Annotated in this window: 11 protein-coding genes; 7 read left to right on the top strand and 4 right to left on the bottom strand. The window is 41.7% G+C overall.

From position 1 onward, the window contains the following. Positions 1-71: 71 nt before the first annotated feature. The 3 genes from NP165_RS15095 to NP165_RS15085 form a co-directional block, all read right to left on the bottom strand. Positions 72-848 (bottom strand): hypothetical protein, encoded by a 777-nt coding sequence (locus NP165_RS15095; protein WP_257086586.1) that lies wholly within the window; start codon positions 846-848, stop codon positions 72-74. Further along, a complete protein-coding gene (locus NP165_RS15090) occupies positions 841-1830 on the bottom strand; it encodes a glycosyltransferase family 2 protein (RefSeq protein WP_257086585.1) in 990 nt (329 codons plus the stop codon). Before NP165_RS15090 ends, NP165_RS15095 begins: the two co-directional genes overlap by 8 nt. 119 nt (positions 1831-1949) lie before the next feature. After that, positions 1950-2993 carry a glycosyltransferase family 2 protein gene (locus NP165_RS15085; protein WP_257086584.1) on the bottom strand — a complete coding sequence of 348 codons (1044 nt, stop codon included), beginning with the start codon at positions 2991-2993 and terminating at the stop codon, positions 1950-1952. Between the two features lie 415 nt (positions 2994-3408). Between NP165_RS15085 and prsK the strand changes: the two genes are divergently transcribed. The 7 genes from prsK to NP165_RS15050 all read left to right on the top strand — a co-directional run bounded on the left by prsK (position 3409) and on the right by NP165_RS15050 (position 15505). Continuing rightward, positions 3409-5433: an XrtA/PEP-CTERM system histidine kinase PrsK gene (gene prsK / locus NP165_RS15080; RefSeq protein ID WP_257086583.1), complete on the top strand. Its 2025-nt coding sequence runs from the start codon at positions 3409-3411 to the stop codon at positions 5431-5433. Positions 5434-5518: 85 nt separating this feature from the next. Then, entirely contained in the window at positions 5519-6865 is a 1347-nt protein-coding gene (gene prsR, locus NP165_RS15075) for a PEP-CTERM-box response regulator transcription factor (RefSeq protein ID WP_257086582.1), read from the top strand. Positions 6866-6938: 73 nt separating this feature from the next. Further along, on the top strand, positions 6939-8201 hold the full coding sequence (locus NP165_RS15070; RefSeq protein ID WP_257086581.1) for a hypothetical protein: 1263 nt from the start codon (positions 6939-6941) through the stop codon (positions 8199-8201). A gap of 91 nt (positions 8202-8292) precedes the next feature. After that, positions 8293-9204, top strand: coding sequence for a polysaccharide pyruvyl transferase family protein (locus NP165_RS15065; protein WP_257086580.1), 912 nt, complete (start codon positions 8293-8295; stop codon positions 9202-9204). A gap of 268 nt (positions 9205-9472) precedes the next feature. Next, positions 9473-11041: a sensor domain-containing diguanylate cyclase gene (locus tag NP165_RS15060; protein WP_257086579.1), complete on the top strand. Its 1569-nt coding sequence runs from the start codon at positions 9473-9475 to the stop codon at positions 11039-11041. A gap of 292 nt (positions 11042-11333) precedes the next feature. Next, on the top strand, positions 11334-14543 hold the full coding sequence (locus NP165_RS15055) for a chitinase C-terminal domain-containing protein (RefSeq protein WP_257086578.1): 3210 nt from the start codon (positions 11334-11336) through the stop codon (positions 14541-14543). 242 nt (positions 14544-14785) lie between these two features. Then, positions 14786-15505, top strand: coding sequence for a carbonic anhydrase (locus NP165_RS15050; RefSeq protein WP_257086577.1), 720 nt, complete (start codon positions 14786-14788; stop codon positions 15503-15505). Between the two features lie 67 nt (positions 15506-15572). Here NP165_RS15050 and NP165_RS15045 read toward each other — a convergent pair whose 3' ends face one another. Next, the gene (locus NP165_RS15045) at positions 15573-16016 is read right to left on the bottom strand and encodes an exoribonuclease R (protein ID WP_257086576.1); all 444 of its coding nucleotides are present in this window, start codon (positions 16014-16016) and stop codon (positions 15573-15575) included. Between the last annotated feature and the right edge of the window lie 40 nt (positions 16017-16056).

The following is a 16056-nucleotide window of genomic DNA, read 5'->3' as shown; positions in this document are numbered from 1 at the left end:
CCTAATTGTTTTAATAAGCGAGCGGACGCCATGTGCGAGTGCGTGTGATATTGAAATGTGTTGATTCGTTGTCATTTCAGACATGCCGATTTTGAAAGCTCTATCATTTTCGCACGAACTTCATCGTATTTTTTGAGTAATCTTTCTTTCTCTCCATCAGGCCAGTTGAAATCAGAGTAATTCGAGCTTTCTTTACTTATGAATCCTTTTTTAAGGTTATCGGAATGATCGCCAGAATCCCCTTGCCCAGTTTTTACATTCGATTTATACGTAGGCTGCAAAGGGCTGGATAAATTCAGTTCCCGTGTTATGTAGTCAAGAGTCTCTTTTGTTCTGGTTTTTATGGCTTCAGCATCGATATAGAAGTACTCATGGGCCATCTCCCGAGCCAGTTCGAGCAATGTATCCAGGCGTTTTTCATAATAAAGAATGGCACCTGAAACGGTAAAAAATTCATGATTCTGATTAACCTTACGATACAGGTTTATGATGCTGGGAATGGTATCCACCGGATTACGTATGGAAAACAGAGGAATGACATTGTCTCTAGCTAACACTTCTGGTGAGATATAGTGCTCACTGTGAAGTATTTTATCAAACAAATACTGGCTAGATGCTTGATTTGGGTGAGAGTTATAGAATTCAATTTTTTGTCTTATCAGGCTTTTCCAACTAAAGTAGCCGATATGCATTTCATAATAGCCATTGATATCTTCATGGTCTCCTAATAGATGACCTATAAGGCTGGTGTTTGCTCTCATATGGCTGATTAGCAATAAGTGCCTTTGAGGAATGAGTACATCTGGACGTTTCAATACAACTTCTAATGAATTTTTTAAGCTAGTCATTTTTTGCCTTTATTAAATTTAAAAAATAAATATAAATGAAAAAGCTGAACCACTTAAACTTTGGCTTGATGCAGTGCGCATTAAATGCATACATCTTTGCAGTTCGGTAATCCTTTTTTGACAAAGTGTACATAGTAAGATGTTTAAAAGTATCACTGGCGAGTGATTTAACAAAGTTGTTCGATTCTTTAACGCCGAACTCATTAATTAGATTTTGTAAATAAATTAACCGCAGCTTGTATTTTTTTAATGTATCAATACTACTGGTGATGTTATCCATTTTGTCTTTGTTTGGGATGTAGTGGTTGGAAACAAAATTTGCATTGAAAGCAATGGACGGTTCTCTCTGTAATGCTCTCAGAAACAAGTCTAAATCTTCTTCATACCACAAAGACCGATTAAACCCATCTAAGTCTCTGATAAATGAAGCTTTATAAATAGAGGTATTCAAATGAGGAAAGGAACCAACATCGGAGAAATAATCCAGGTTAGAGAGTCGCTTTATCTTTTCTGGTGATTTCTCTAAATAATTTTCAAAACCCTTAAACCAAACTTTTGGCTGGCTGCACTCTTCGGGGTTGTCGCTTATCCCAAATTGATTTGAAATGATTAAATCGGTCGTGTGTCTTTCCAAGTAGTCAACAACATCAGACAGATAATTGCTGTCAATCCACTCATCATCATCGTCACAAAATGCTATGTATTCTCCACACGCAGTGTCAATCCCTAAATTCCTAGAGTGAGCGGGACCAAAGCCAGCAGATAGCTCATTGTTTAAATCATAGAACTTAAACCTTGTATCGAAATTTCTTTCAACCTGTTTGTATTCCGCGTTGAAATGAGATTTAGAGCCATTGTTAATGATAATAACTTCATAGTTATCAAACTTTTGAGAGGCAATTCTTTCCAAACAGCGCTGAAGTAGCTCTGGGCGGTTACATGTTGAAATAATGACAGAAAAAAAGGGTAATTTACTTTTCATAACCACGCACTATAAACAATTCCTTTGTTATCAAAAGGGGTCGGTTCTCTACTGTTCGTCAAAGCCGCTCTTGCGTATGACTAGCAGCACTCTGCACAGGGTTGCTGTCTTTAAAAGTTCTAATAATTATTGATGTTTTTTCTTACCATAAATTGATAAAACCAACGCTTAACGGTGTATTTCAGCCCTCTATCAATGTGTTGCAAATCCGTGCCTGCGAGAACTCGATCTAAATCTCGATTGAGATTTTGTACTCGATTCACGACTTCTCTTGTTGCTTTTGCTCTATTCAGGACATAATCCTGAGCATCCTTGACTTGGCCATGTATATCGCAATCGTACAGGAACTTTTCAAAGTTGCGTTTATAGACATCTAGATCCAACTTTTCTATCGATACTGAGTGCTTTCCAATCTCAGACCATCCATGGCGATTGTTTTTCAACCCAATGAGGGAGTTGTCCCAGGTGTCCCCCCGGCTTAAAAGCGACAAATACTCTGGTTGGGAACGAAGGTGACGGTGAAGAATAAAAGCTTTGTCACTCCAGCCTGAGTCTTTTAAGTAATTGGTATTGTCGTTGGTTTTATGCCTGCCAAAGAGTGCTTTCGACGAGCTGTTCGTATAGACATTGTGAGTTGAAACGAACTGGATATCTGTTAAACCTGTTTTTAGGAGATATTTAGTAAATGGACTCTTTTCCCCTTTTAAGTGAGAGCCGATACAGGAAAATGGGACCTTTTCACCACTTATATTAAACCAGTTAAACAATATGACGTCGTCTTGAATACTATCAGCAACTAAGTTTTGGATGCTTTGCCCCTGAGTACATAGGAACTCATCAATATCGAGAAACAAAATGTGAGAGTATCCATCACGATGGGATTGGGCGTATATGTCAGCATACAGTTTTGATTGAAGAGGGTTGTTCTTTAAAAACCGAGGGGTGATTAAGTCATCATTAAAGCCATACTGGCGCTCATCCTCTATTGATTGAACAGTGACAGCGCACTCTTTTGCCATCCTCTGAGCAATCACTTCAGAATTGTCGCTACTATTATTGATACAGATGTAAATGTCATCGAAGCCTTGTTGAAGATGCCAGTAGACCCACTCCGGAAGATAAGCGCCTTCATCTTTCGCTATGGCCGCGAGTCTTATTTTCATAGTCACCCATTCGTTACTGAAAGTTCAACGACTTATCTATTGTATAGTTTTGTAATGTATGAATTACAAGCTAACAATCACTAAGATGTGATGATTGTTGAATGCATTTAAGGAGAGTGTTTAAACCAATGATCGGAAAATCGGCTTATTATCGCCTTTATCATACTGCCAAGTTAGCAATAAGCATGGATGGTGACTGATTTAAGCTGAAGTGTGATGCTGGTGAGAGCAAGGCTCAGGTGTCACACATGAACTAGTCTAAAATGTATATAAGAAACATCAGCGTAACAATGAGTTGTGCAGGAAAGCACCTTTAAGGAGAGCGTGGTTCCTTCTGCGTGTTCAAGGAAAGTCACTCAGTAAAACCAAAATATTAGCTGTCTAATTATATCAACTAGTTCATAAGGATATGACTATGGAAAAATGGTTAGGGATAGTCGGATTTTCTTTATCTGGTGCGGCTTATCTTTTCTCGTTTCTTTTATTATTATTCACACAAACTCAATCTCGTCAGAGAACGATGCTCGCATTGACGTTTGGCTTGAGCATTATCTGGTCAATCAGTTTTGCACTGCAAAGCTACTATGAATTCAATCTTTTCCAGGTTCTGAGCGCTGAAACGTTAAGAAATATATTCTGGGTGGGGATACTGGCGAATATCCTAAGGCACGATGAAAACATACTGACTTTGATAAGTGGAAGCCGGTTGAGGGTATTGATATCGAGCCTACTGGCTTTTAGTTTAGTCGCTGAACTGGCGATCAAACCCACGTCGCAAACGTATGATATCTTTTTGATCATACACCTTTCGCAATCCGTTTTTGTTCTTTCTTTGATAGAACAGCTATACCGACGTACCGAACCAGTTCATAAGTGGAAAATTAAACCACTTTGTTTGGGTTTGGGTATCTTGTTTACCTATGATCTCGCTTTCTTCTCGGATGCACTTCTCATGCAAAGGGTTGACGAGAGTTTCCTATATGGAAGGGGCTGGGTTTCATTAATTTCTGCTCCTCTTATCATCCTCACAGCTCGACGTATTCAAAGCTGGTCAATTCGGCTTTATGTATCCAGAGACATACTGTTCCACAGTACGTTGCTCATCGTCTCTGGCGTGTATTTACTCGCTATGGCAATGACTGGTTACTTAATCAAGTACTTGGGATACAGTTGGAGCAACATAGCACAGTATGTGTTCTTAGCGCTCAGCTGCTCGGTTTTAGTCAGTCTGTTCCTTTCTGAATCACTAAGAAATCAGCTGAAAGTCTTTATCGTGAAGCACTTTTACGAAAATAAATATGACTATCGGGAAGAGTGGATGAAGTTCGCCACAACACTAGAGAATAATAGTGAAACGCCCTATCACATAGCATTGACCTCAATGATAAAGCCGTTTGGTTGTGAACGAGGCATTTTGTTTGAGCTCAGTAACAATAGGCTGCTAGAAAGAGCCAACTTCAATATAGGGGCGAATGACTATCAGAGCCTGTTACTCGATTTGTCGAGAAAGTCCATTGAAAACCAATGGATTATTGATATAGATGAGCTCAAGAGCGAAAAATCCAACACGCCATTTGATTTTAATAGGCAAGATATCGCTGCAATTGAAGAAATTAAATATATTGTCCCTATTGCTGAACCTGGCAGTTTTAATTTTGTTTGCCTGCTGTCTAAGATAAATAGCTCAAACAAGATAGACTTTGAAGATAGAGACTTGATGCGGGTGATAAGCAAACAGCTATCCGTGTTCATCAACCTACATATCACTAGTATGAAGTTGGCAGAAAGCCAGCAATTTAGTGCGTTCAACCAAATGTCGACATTCTTAGTTCATGATTTAAAGAACGTTTTAGCGCAACTGGAGCTGTTGTCAAAGAACGCGGAAAAACACAAGCACAACACAGAGTTCATTGACGACGCATTTGTGACCATTGACTCCGCAGGCGCGAGACTGAACAAGGTATTGTCGCATCTTAGAAAACACAGAATTCAGGAAAGTATCGCAGAAACAACGGACATTTGTGATGTCGTTATTCAGGCGTGTAACGAACGTATGAGTGCCCTTCCTAAGCCTGTCTTTGATAACAAATTTCAAGACAAAGTCTTTATTAATGCTGATAAGGAAAGAATAAAGAATGTGTTTTCGCACCTGATACAAAACTCACAAGATGCTACCCAATCTGACGGATGTGTAAAAGTGTCTCGAATTGATAGAGAGGGGTATTTTGGCGTGAGTATTGAAGACAATGGTACCGGTATGTCGGAGGAGTTTATCACCAACCGGCTGTTTAAGCCGTTTGATACAACAAAAGGAAATGCAGGCATGGGGATTGGGGCCTATGATGCCAAAAAATTAATTGAGCAATTAAATGGGTATATTGAAGTACGTTCTGAAGAGGGCGTTGGCTCACGCTTTGATGTATACATACCTACCGAATAATAAAGCTCTACTATAATCATACTCATAGCGAACGTGTGTTTGGTGTTTACTTACTTGAAAGCCAGTTATACCAGGGGAAGGTGTGATGGAAAAATTGCTTGTTGTGGAAGATGACATTGGTATTCAAAAACAGTTGAAATGGACTTTAGATACCTATGATGTGATTTTTGCAGATGACAGAGAGTCAGCCATTTCGTCACTGAGGCGGTTCTCACCTCGGGTTGTCACATTAGATTTAGGGCTTCCGCCTGACGAGGAGAATGCGAGTGAAGGTCTTGCAACTTTACAGGATATATTGTCATTAGATCCAAGTTGTAAGGTTATCGTCATTACAGGGAATGACGACAAGCAGAATGCCTTAACGGCGATAAAGTTAGGCGCCCATGACTTCTACCAAAAGCCGATTAATGATGAAGAACTTACCGTCATCATTAATCGTGCATTCTTCGTATCGGCCATCGAGTCTGAAAATGCTAAACGTGACGTGTTGGACTCCCAAGACTCTGCAGTTATTGGTACGAGTCCGAAAATCATGCACGTAAAGTCCATGGTCGACAAAGTCGCCCCCACCGAATTGACGACACTTCTTCTAGGTGAAAGTGGAACAGGGAAAGACCTGATTGCTCGAGAAATTCATCGCAAGAGCAAACGGAGTGACCAGCCATTCGTCGCTATCAATTGTGCATCCATCCCAGAAAACTTGCTTGAAAGTGAACTGTTTGGGCACGAGAAAGGTGCATTTACGGGAGCTAACAAGACAACGCCAGGAAAAATTGAATGTGCGAACGGAGGTACTCTATTCCTAGACGAGATTGGGGATATGCCCTACCCACTACAAGCCAAAATATTACGTTTCCTGCAAGATAAAGTCATTGAACGAGTGGGGGGAAGAAACCAGATCCCTGTCGATATCAGGATTGTTTGTGCAACTAATCAGAATTTGCGCGAAATGGTTTTGGAAAAAACGTTTAGAGAAGATCTTTTTTATCGTGTTAGTGAAATCGTGATTGATATACCACCACTACGAGAGCGCAATGAAGATATTTTGATTATAAGTCGATATTTACTCAACCAGTCATCCGAAATGTTGTCCAGAAACTTTACTGGTTTTAGTGAAGAAGCGACAAGTGCACTTATGGCTCACCATTGGCCGGGAAATATTCGAGAACTACAAAACAAAATTAAATCAGCAGCGGTAATGAGCGATACAAAGCTCATTACGGATAGCGATCTAGGATTGGATATAGATGAGGAGCAAGCGAATGCGTCTTTAGAGTTCAGTTTAAAAGTAACGAGAGAAAAAGCTGAGAAGGAAGCCCTATCTAAAGCGTTAAACTACTGTGACGGAAACTTATCTAACACAGCAAAATGTTTGGGCATCACAAGACCAACGCTTTATAACCTATTGGATAAGTATGCATTGAAAAGCTAAAGGAATATTATGCGGAATGTAATGCCCTTGAAGTAAACATAAAATGTCTTCCCTCCGACAAGGAAGTAGCTGCATGAGAATGAATGACAATCTTTTAGATAAGGTAAAAGATAATTCGCTATCACTGTTTTTTATCATTTCAATTTCGTCTGTATTTTTCTCGTTAATTAATTTTCAATTACTGAGTGCCGGGTTTTATAGTCATATAAACATCGCATTTGATTTTGACCAAGCTTGGTTTTTTGAAACACTGGCGTATTCATCTGAAGAGTGGAAATACAAAGCCGCACAAGAAGCCCCGCCTTTACTTATAAAACACCCTTTTTTGTATCTGTATCGTTTTCCTTCTGAGCTATTGCAGAGTATAGGCGTAGATCCAGAGGTCAGTGTTCTCATATTATCTTTGATTTTTCACACGGGAACGTTAGTACTTTCATATTTCATTTTCTTGAACATACTAGAGTCTTCTCCAAAAGCTACGCTGTTAACGCTGTTCATGATGCTAAGTTCAACGTTCATCGTGAATGGTATTGTGTTAGATACATATGTACTGGCAGGATTCTGGATTACATGTTGTTATGCTCTGTATCTAAAGGAAATAACATCAGGGGAACTAGATGTTAACTGGTTGAAAATACTGGTGTACGTAATGGCGGTAGGCACGACTACGTACCTTTTATTACTTGTCATTCTTCTGGAAAGCAGTCTGATTTGGAATAAGAAAATAAAACATAGCAACAAAGAAATAGTGAGCTACCTTACCCAAGGAACAATAAAGTTTACTACTTTGTTTTTTATCATGTTTTGTCTCTGCTACTACCAAACTATTATAGAGATTCTGTCTAACCCTATTGATGTTGTAAAACGCACTCTGTGGGCGGTTGCAAGGCCTGGAGAAAAAGAAGGAATAATGTCAATTATGGGAACTTTTCTTGTGCATACCTTTGTAGCTCCTTTTCACAGTGTGGTTGAGATAGAGAAAGGTGTATATATGGCGGATTTCAGGAATGGAGGATTCCATTTAGCAGCGTATATTTCCATGATTGCTTTGGTCGTATTATATTTATTAGCGTTGAGAAACAGAAGCTCCCTACTATTTGCATCCATCGTATGGCTTGTCGTTACTATGTTATTCCATGTTGAATATCAAGATCGAGGAAGTTTGTTTTTATATACCGGTCACACAATGCTAGCTTTGTCTATAATCATCGCGTATGGATTAAAAAGCGTAAGCTTAAAGAGAATATGGATGCTAATAACGTTTGTTATGTTAACTATCGCTTATAATAATCTCCAATCTGTATTTCTTACTATCCAAAGTGTGATTGTGATTTAGGTATACTAACTTTAATGTGTTTTATTGCTTTGTTAATAACTTGTGAAGTATTATTTTAAGTGTTGGGTTTAATGAAATTTAAGGGTTTTAAATGGAAATTAACATTGAAGATTATCTTGCTCGATTCTCCAACAAAGACGTTTTCTATATTCCTAACCCAGGAAATGCTGGTGACAGTATTATTGCTGAAGGGACCATACAGAAATGTAATCAACTTGGGGTTAATTTGAGGTTTGTAGACAGGCATAGACACCCACTTCATGACCAAATAGTATTTTATGGTGGAGGCGGTAATATCGCCAAGTCTAATTTCTCCGTACGATTTATTCGTCGCATTCATAATAATGTAAAGAAATTAGTTATTCTTCCCCATACTATTCACAGCGTGGATGCGTTGTTGAATGAACTTGGTGAAAATGTTGATATTATATGTAGAGAAAAAGTTTCTTACCTATATTTAATGAATAGTAAAACTAAGGCAAATGTTTACCTTGCAAAAGATATGGCTCTGCATATGGATACGAATATTGCAATGCAATATAAAGCTGGGTGGGTAGATAAGATTTCTGTCGTTGGTTGTTATGTTCTTTGCAAACTTCGTCTTTCAGATAAACAGGCACCGACTTTTAAGGGGCTGCTAGGATTATTTCGTGCTCCTATCGAAAATCAAGATGATCGAAAGATATTGAATGCCTTTAGAACTGACGGTGAAAAGACAAAATTGGATCTGCCCGATGACAATATTGATATTTCTGAAGTGTTTGCCCTTGGCACGGAAACAGAAGTGATGATTAAAGAAGGAGGGGCTAGGTTCCTGAAATACATCAACCAATTTGAAGTGATTAACACAAATCGCCTCCACGTTGCCATTTCTGCCACTCTGATAGGAAAATCGGTGAACTTTTATCCAAATAACTATTATAAATGCCAAGCAGTATATGAGTATTCTTTAAAACAGTTTAGCAATCTTACATGGCATGACCAGGAAGCTAAATCAGCATGACCAAATGAGGGGAGATGCTTAACAGGCATCACTCGCTAGCTCAGGGCCAGATCGCGAACGTTTTTTGAACCATTCGAACGATCAAGTTGACGATCATATTTACCTGTGATCATATACGCTCCTTTTTAGAGAGGGCGATTTTTCTGAACGTATAACGTATTCTTTACTAAAACTTTTTGTTTTTATAGGGATTTATAGGCATTGAGATTAGAATCTATGTGAATTAAATTGATTATACCCACACATAAAAATTGAATGGCACGGCTAGATGCACGAAAGAACCAAAGAAAAATTGAACCTAAGAAAACTGATCCTCCTTTTGTGTGTGTTTAGTGTTGTTATCACATTACTCAACTCTTTTTACTCGATTTACCGAGTGCAGCGTGAGTTGCTCATCAACAATACGATCGAATCTAACCGCGTTTATGCCGAAAAAATGGCAGAAATGACCGATGTGTTTATCGAGTCTGGGATGAACCAACTGGCGTACAGTGCAAAATCGCTGTCGAATAAAATGAACGACTCTGCGGTGCTGGTCGAGGAAGTCGATCGTTTACGTACCCAAACTAACTCGTTTAACTCGGTGGTGATTGTAAACGCAAAGGGTGTCATTGTTTCTATTTCTCCGGAAAATATACGCATAAAAGGGATGAAGCTTGAAAGTGAACGTTCTCTTCAATCGCTTAAAGCGCAACGCCCGTTGATTACCGATCCGTTTATCTCGCCAGCAGGTAACTATCTGACCAGTTTGTCTTATCCTATTTTTTCTGCCAGTGGTGAATATCTGGGTTACGTGGGGGGGACTATCTACTTAGAAAAGAAAAATATCCTGACGGCTTTACTCGGTAAGCACAGTTATAAAGATGGTTCGTATTTGTTCGTGGTGGATAGACACCGGACGCTGATTTACCACCCGGATAAAAATCGTGTGGGAGAAGTCATTACCATCAACCAAGCGATTAATGCAGTTGTTGAAGGGCAATACGGTGGGCGAGATATCGTGAACTCACAAGGGATTGATATGTTGGCAGGGTACGCTCCGGTTAAAGGCTCTAACTGGGGAGTGATTGCACAAAGATCAAAGGCGTTGACGCTTGCCGAACTAGACGATCAGATGTGGAAAGTGCTTTTGGAATCGATCCCCATTGGTTTACTCACCTTGCTATTGATCTGGATCTCGGCGTTTTTTATATCGAAACCATTGTGGCAATTGGCAAGCACGGTTAAAGCTTTCGATAACCATGCATTAACGATTGAGGAGCTCAAAGCCATTAAGCCTTGGTATTTTGAAGCGTCTCATCTGAAGCAAAATTTTCTGAAAGCGTTAAATATTGTGTCGATGACGATTGAGAAACTGCATTCGGAAAGTATGACGGATGCATTGACTGGTTTGTTAAACCGCCGTGGTTTGGAGACGGCGCTGGAACATTTCCGAGCGCATAATGTCCCTTTCTCTATGCTGGCACTGGATGTCGATCATTTTAAAAAGGTCAATGATACTTTTGGCCACGATGCAGGTGATGAACTGCTTAAAGAAGTGGCGCAATTGATGAAACTACAAGCCCGAGACTTGGATGTTGTCTGCCGATCCGGTGGCGAGGAGTTTATGATTTTCCTTGCCAATACCGACCTAAACCAAGCGTTTGAAGTAGCGGAGAGGGTTCGTAAATCAATGGAAAGCCATCATTTTTCTGTCGTAAACAAGATAACTATCTCAGTTGGGGTTTCTCATTGGGCTGGTGAACCCCAAACGATTAAAAGCGCGCTGAAAGAAGCGGATAAAGCGTTGTACTTAGCCAAAGAAAATGGCCGCAACAGAACGGAGCTTGGCGCATAACTTTGTTTGCGTACTTTAGAGTAATTTTGCCTAAATAAACCCCGTAAGTTGTTGCTTATTCAGCGTAAGTTTACATTCTGATTAAATTTCAATAATTAGTTGTTGATGCAAAATAACCCTGTGGCTTTTGTGTAACTCTGCAATCTGTTTGCGAGTTAATTTGAAGTTTCTCACTTTAATACGTGTCAAAGTAGTCATATTCCCGCAAGTTGTTTTATAGGATGAATAAAGCTTTCAGAGTAAGGACTGGAAGCGTTGTTCCCTTTTAAACAACAACTTAAGGAAATGACAAATGCGCTTACAACGAGCAAAGACGTCTAAGAGTGTTTTTACTCTCAGCACTTTGACTGCATCGTGCCTAATGGCGTTTAACAGCTATGCGGCGGTCGATTGTTCAACATTGGACCCGTGGAAGGCAGATACTGTGTACACGGGTGGTGCTAAGGTTCAACACAACGGCTCCGTGTATCAAGCTAACTACTGGACACGTAACAACAACCCTGAACAGTCGTCTGGCAACTACGCTGAATGGAAACTGCTAGAGAGCTGTTCTACTGGTGGCGATACGGGCGGCGATACTGGTACGCCAACTAATGCTGCTCCTTCAGTAACTTTAACTTCTCCTTCTGCTTCAGAAGCACTTGTCGCAGGTGATGTCATTGTACTTGCAGCAAATGCGTCAGACACCGACGGTTCAGTAAACCGAGTTGAATTCCTTGTTAACGGCGTTGTAGTTGGTCAGGCAACGAGCGCGCCATACAGCGTTGTATGGACAGCGGAAGCGGGCAACCAACAAGTAAGCGCAGTCGCGTATGATGATAAAGGACTGGCGAGCGAAGTAAGTCTAGTGTCTTTAGCGGTATCAGACAGCACGGTTCCTGGTAACGAGCTACCAACTGTTTCTGTTGCACTATCAGCGGCAAGCGTTGATGTGGGTGGCGTTGTGACGTTAACTGCGGATGCAAAAGATGTTGATGGTACGGTTGAGAAAGTAGACTTCTACGTTGCAGGTGCGTTAGTCGGCACAGCAGCTACAGCGCCATACACACTAAATTACACAGCGACAAAAGCAGGCTCGCTTGCAGTTTACGCTCGCGTAACGGACAACCTAGGCGCAACATCAGATTCAGCGTTAGTAACACTGAATGTGGCAGGCGTTGACGTTCCAGTTACAAGTAACTGTCGTCCAGATGGTCTGTACCAAACTGAAGGTGTGAACGTACCTTACTGTTCAATCTACGACGAAGAAGGCCGCGAGAAGATGGGTGCAGACCACCCACGTCGTGTTATTGGCTACTTTACAAGCTGGCGTGCAGGTGATGATGATCAAGCTGCTTACCTTGTAAAAGATATTCCTTGGGAACAACTGACTCACATTAACTACGCGTTCGTAAGTATCGGTTCGGACGGTAAAGTAAACGTGGGTGACGTTAACGATCCAAACAACCCTGCAACAGGTAAAACATGGCCTGGCGTAGAGATTGATCCAGCTCTAGGTTTCAAAGGTCACTTTGGTGCGTTAGCAACGTACAAGAAAAAACACGATGTTAAAACGCTGATTTCTATCGGTGGTTGGGCAGAAACTGGTGGTCACTTCGGTGCGAACGGTGATCGTGTTGCGGACGGTGGTTTCTACACCATGACAACCAATGCTGATGGCTCAATCAACCACGCTGGTATCGAGAAATTCGCGACGTCTGCAGTAGAATTTATCCGTAAATACCAGTTTGACGGTGTAGATGTTGACTACGAATACCCAACGTCAATGGCTGGTGCAGGTAACCCATACGATAAAGAGTTCATGGAGCCACGTCGTCAGTACCTATGGGCGTCTTACCAAGAGCTAATGAAAGTGCTACGTGAGAAGTTGGATGCAGCTTCTGCAGAAGACGGCACTCACTACATGCTGACTATCGCGTCACCATCTTCAGGTTACCTACTACGTGGTATGGAAACATTCGACGTAACTAAGTACCTAGACTACGTAAACATCATGTCTTACGACTTGCACGGTGCTTGGAACGACCACGTTGGTCACAACGCGGCACTATTCGATACAGGTAAAGACTCTGAGCTAGCACAGTGGAACGTATACGGCACTGCTGCTTACGGCGGCATCGGTTACCTAAACACTGACTGGGCTTACCACTACTTCCGTGGTTCTATGCCTGCTGGTCGTATCAACATCGGTGTACCTTACTATACTCGTGGTTGGCAAGGTGTCACTGGCGGTGAAAACGGTCTATGGGGCCGCGCTGCACTTCCTAACCAAGCTGAGTGTCAACCAGGCACTGGTGAAGGTGAGAAGAACAACTGTGGTAACGGTGCTATTGGTATCGACAACATGTGGCACGACCTTGACCCACAAGGCAAGGAAATGGGCGCAGGTTCAAACCCAATGTGGCACGCGAAGAACCTAGAAAAAGGCATTTGGGGTTCTTATGCTGAAGCATACGGTCTAAACCCAGCAACGGATCCTTCAGACAAACTAACTGGTACGTATACTCGTCACTACGACTCAGTCGCTGTTGCTCCGTGGTTGTGGAACGCTGAGAAGAGCGTATTCCTATCAACGGAAGATAAAGAATCCATCAACGTGAAAGCTGATTACGTTATCGATAAAGAAATCGGCGGTATCATGTTCTGGGAACTAGCAGGTGACTATAACTGTTACGTATTGGATGCAGCGGGTAACCGTACGGCAATCGATACAACAGAGCAAGCTTGTGCGGCAGGTAACGGTGAATACCACATGGGTAACACCATGACTAAAGCCATCTACGACAAGTTTAAGTCTGCGACACCATACGGTAACAAAGTAGCGACGGGAGCAATCCCAACGGAAGCGGTAGATATTGCTGTTAGCGTTGGTGGTTTCAAAGTGGGCGATCAAAACTACCCGATCAACCCTAAGATCACTTTCACTAACAACACGGGTCAAGCGATCCCTGGTGGCACGGAATTCCAATTTGATATTCCGGTATCAGCACCAGATAACGCGAAAGATCAATCTGGTGGTGGCTTGAAAGTGATTGCTTCTGGCCATACTCGTCCGGACAACATCGGTGGTCTAGACGGCCCATTGCACCGTGTAGCGTTCTCACTACCAGCATGGAAAGATCTTCCAGCAGGCGGTACGTACGAACTGGATATGGTTTACTACCTACCAATTTCTGGCCCAGCGAACTACAGCGTAACTGTTAACGGCGTAGAGTACGCGTTCAAGTTTGAGCAACCTGATCTACCAGTCGCGGATCTTTCTGGCTCGACAGGTGGTGACACTGGCAGTGGTAATACCGACGGCGGTAATACAGGCGGTGGCGATACTGGCGGAACAACCGATCCAGGTAAAGTGGTGACTTGGGTTCCTGGTAGCACGCAAGTGAGCAATGGAACAACGGTTTCATACAATGGTAAATGTTTCTTGGCGAAGAACAGCCCAGGTGTATGGGAATCTCCAACTCAGACTAACTGGTTCTGGGAAGAGGTAACGTGTCCATAAGCGATTGGATGCAATAAGACGAACCCCGCTCTCGAGTGGGGTTTCTTCATTATGAGAACCGAACGCTACTGACTGTGGCGAAAATCTTTTTAGTAGCTAAGTTTTTAGTAGCCAGGTTTTTTGCTAGCGCGTAGCCAGTGCGTTTGCTTCCAAAACGATATTGCAAACAAACATTCCATAAGAAATATAAGGTTTATGTGTGATAAACATAAGCCCAACAGAAAACCACTAAAGGCAACAACATGAAATTCAAGATATTAACGCTAGCGTTACTCGGCACAGTAATGTCATCTGCACAAGCTGCGGATTGGGGGTATAAAGGCCAACATGGTCCGGATCATTGGGGAGAGCTGGCTCCAGAATGTTCTAAAGGTAAAAACCAAAGCCCAATTGATATTGGTGAGAGCCTAGAAGCGGATTTAGCGGATTTAAATATCGCTTACAAAGGACAAGTAACCGAGATTACGAATAATGGACATACACTTCAGGCGAAAGTTGTCGGAGAAAATACATTTACAATTGATGGTGTAGAGTTTTCATTAGCGCAATTTCATTTTCATACACCTTCTGAAAACACCATCAATAATAAACATTTCCCTTTAGAAGCACATTTTGTCAATACAGACAGTCAAGGTAACCTCGCGGTTATCGCGGTGATGTTTAACCGAAGCGAATCTAAGAATACCTCTCTGGAAAAGTTGCTCGATGATGTATCAAACGAAGACGGTACTAACGCGTTGACTGAAGACTTTAAAGTGGCAGATTTGCTACCTAAAAGTGGCCAATATCATCGTTTCAATGGCTCGCTCACGACGCCACCTTGTAGCGAAGGTGTACGCTGGTTTGTGCTAAAAGAAGCGAAGAATATGTCAGCAGACCAAATCAGTCAGTTTGAAGAGGCGATGGGCCACAATAATCGACCAGTTCAGCCATTGAATGCGCGCAAAGTGATGAGTAATTAAATTATCTCGAGCAGAGGTCATTTGTTAAAAGCCCGCAGTCTTTGCGGGCTCATTGCATCTAAGGATATTATCGCTGACCAATTTGTGCGTATTGGCGCAGTAGATCTGTCAGAGTTGTTACCCATTCCAGCGCGTTCTTCGGGCTTTGCTTAACAATGATTTCAACGTGGTTACAGTGTGTTTCCAGTGGAATTGCGCGTTCAAGATGAAAAGAAACGGAATAGAAGTGCCAAAGAAGCAGGCGCTGCATACGTTCTATATTCTGCTCTTTGTTGTCAGACTCGCTAAATAGTGCAGGCAGTTCACTGAGAGCAATGGCGTTCATTCTTAACATGGCATCAAACTGCGCTTCTTGTAGTTTGTCTTCTGAATCTGTCTCTTCGTGGTCAAAAGTGAACAGTTCTGTCATGGACTCTTCAGGGACAAGCCTGTGAACCAATCTAAGGCTCAACTCTTCTAGTTCTTCACGAGGCATATCCGAAAGAGAAGAATAAGTATAGTCGCGTTGCATTATCATTTCTCGAAGCTTTAAATGGCCGCGCATTGTACTA

Source organism: Vibrio japonicus, from assembly GCF_024582835.1.
GTDB lineage: Bacteria > Pseudomonadota > Gammaproteobacteria > Enterobacterales > Vibrionaceae > Vibrio > Vibrio japonicus.
This window is presented reverse-complemented; position numbering and strand designations above follow the sequence as displayed.

Excerpts from the sequence above, each read along its gene's own strand:
- prsR (WP_257086582.1), top strand. The coding sequence starts at position 5,519 with ATGGAAAAATTGCTTGTTGTGGAAGATGACATTGGTATTCAAAAACAG.
- NP165_RS15065 (WP_257086580.1), top strand. The coding sequence starts at position 8,293 with ATGGAAATTAACATTGAAGATTATCTTGCTCGATTCTCCAACAAAGAC.
- NP165_RS15085 (WP_257086584.1), bottom strand. The coding sequence starts at position 2,993 with ATGAAAATAAGACTCGCGGCCATAGCGAAAGATGAAGGCGCTTATCTT.
- NP165_RS15070 (WP_257086581.1), top strand. The coding sequence starts at position 6,939 with ATGAGAATGAATGACAATCTTTTAGATAAGGTAAAAGATAATTCGCTA.
- NP165_RS15090 (WP_257086585.1), bottom strand. The coding sequence starts at position 1,830 with ATGAAAAGTAAATTACCCTTTTTTTCTGTCATTATTTCAACATGTAAC.
- prsK (WP_257086583.1), top strand. The coding sequence starts at position 3,409 with ATGGAAAAATGGTTAGGGATAGTCGGATTTTCTTTATCTGGTGCGGCT.
- NP165_RS15050 (WP_257086577.1), top strand. The coding sequence starts at position 14,786 with ATGAAATTCAAGATATTAACGCTAGCGTTACTCGGCACAGTAATGTCA.
- NP165_RS15055 (WP_257086578.1), top strand. The coding sequence starts at position 11,334 with ATGCGCTTACAACGAGCAAAGACGTCTAAGAGTGTTTTTACTCTCAGC.
- NP165_RS15095 (WP_257086586.1), bottom strand. The coding sequence starts at position 848 with ATGACTAGCTTAAAAAATTCATTAGAAGTTGTATTGAAACGTCCAGAT.
- NP165_RS15060 (WP_257086579.1), top strand. The coding sequence starts at position 9,473 with ATGCACGAAAGAACCAAAGAAAAATTGAACCTAAGAAAACTGATCCTC.
- NP165_RS15045 (WP_257086576.1), bottom strand. The coding sequence starts at position 16,016 with ATGCAACGCGACTATACTTATTCTTCTCTTTCGGATATGCCTCGTGAA.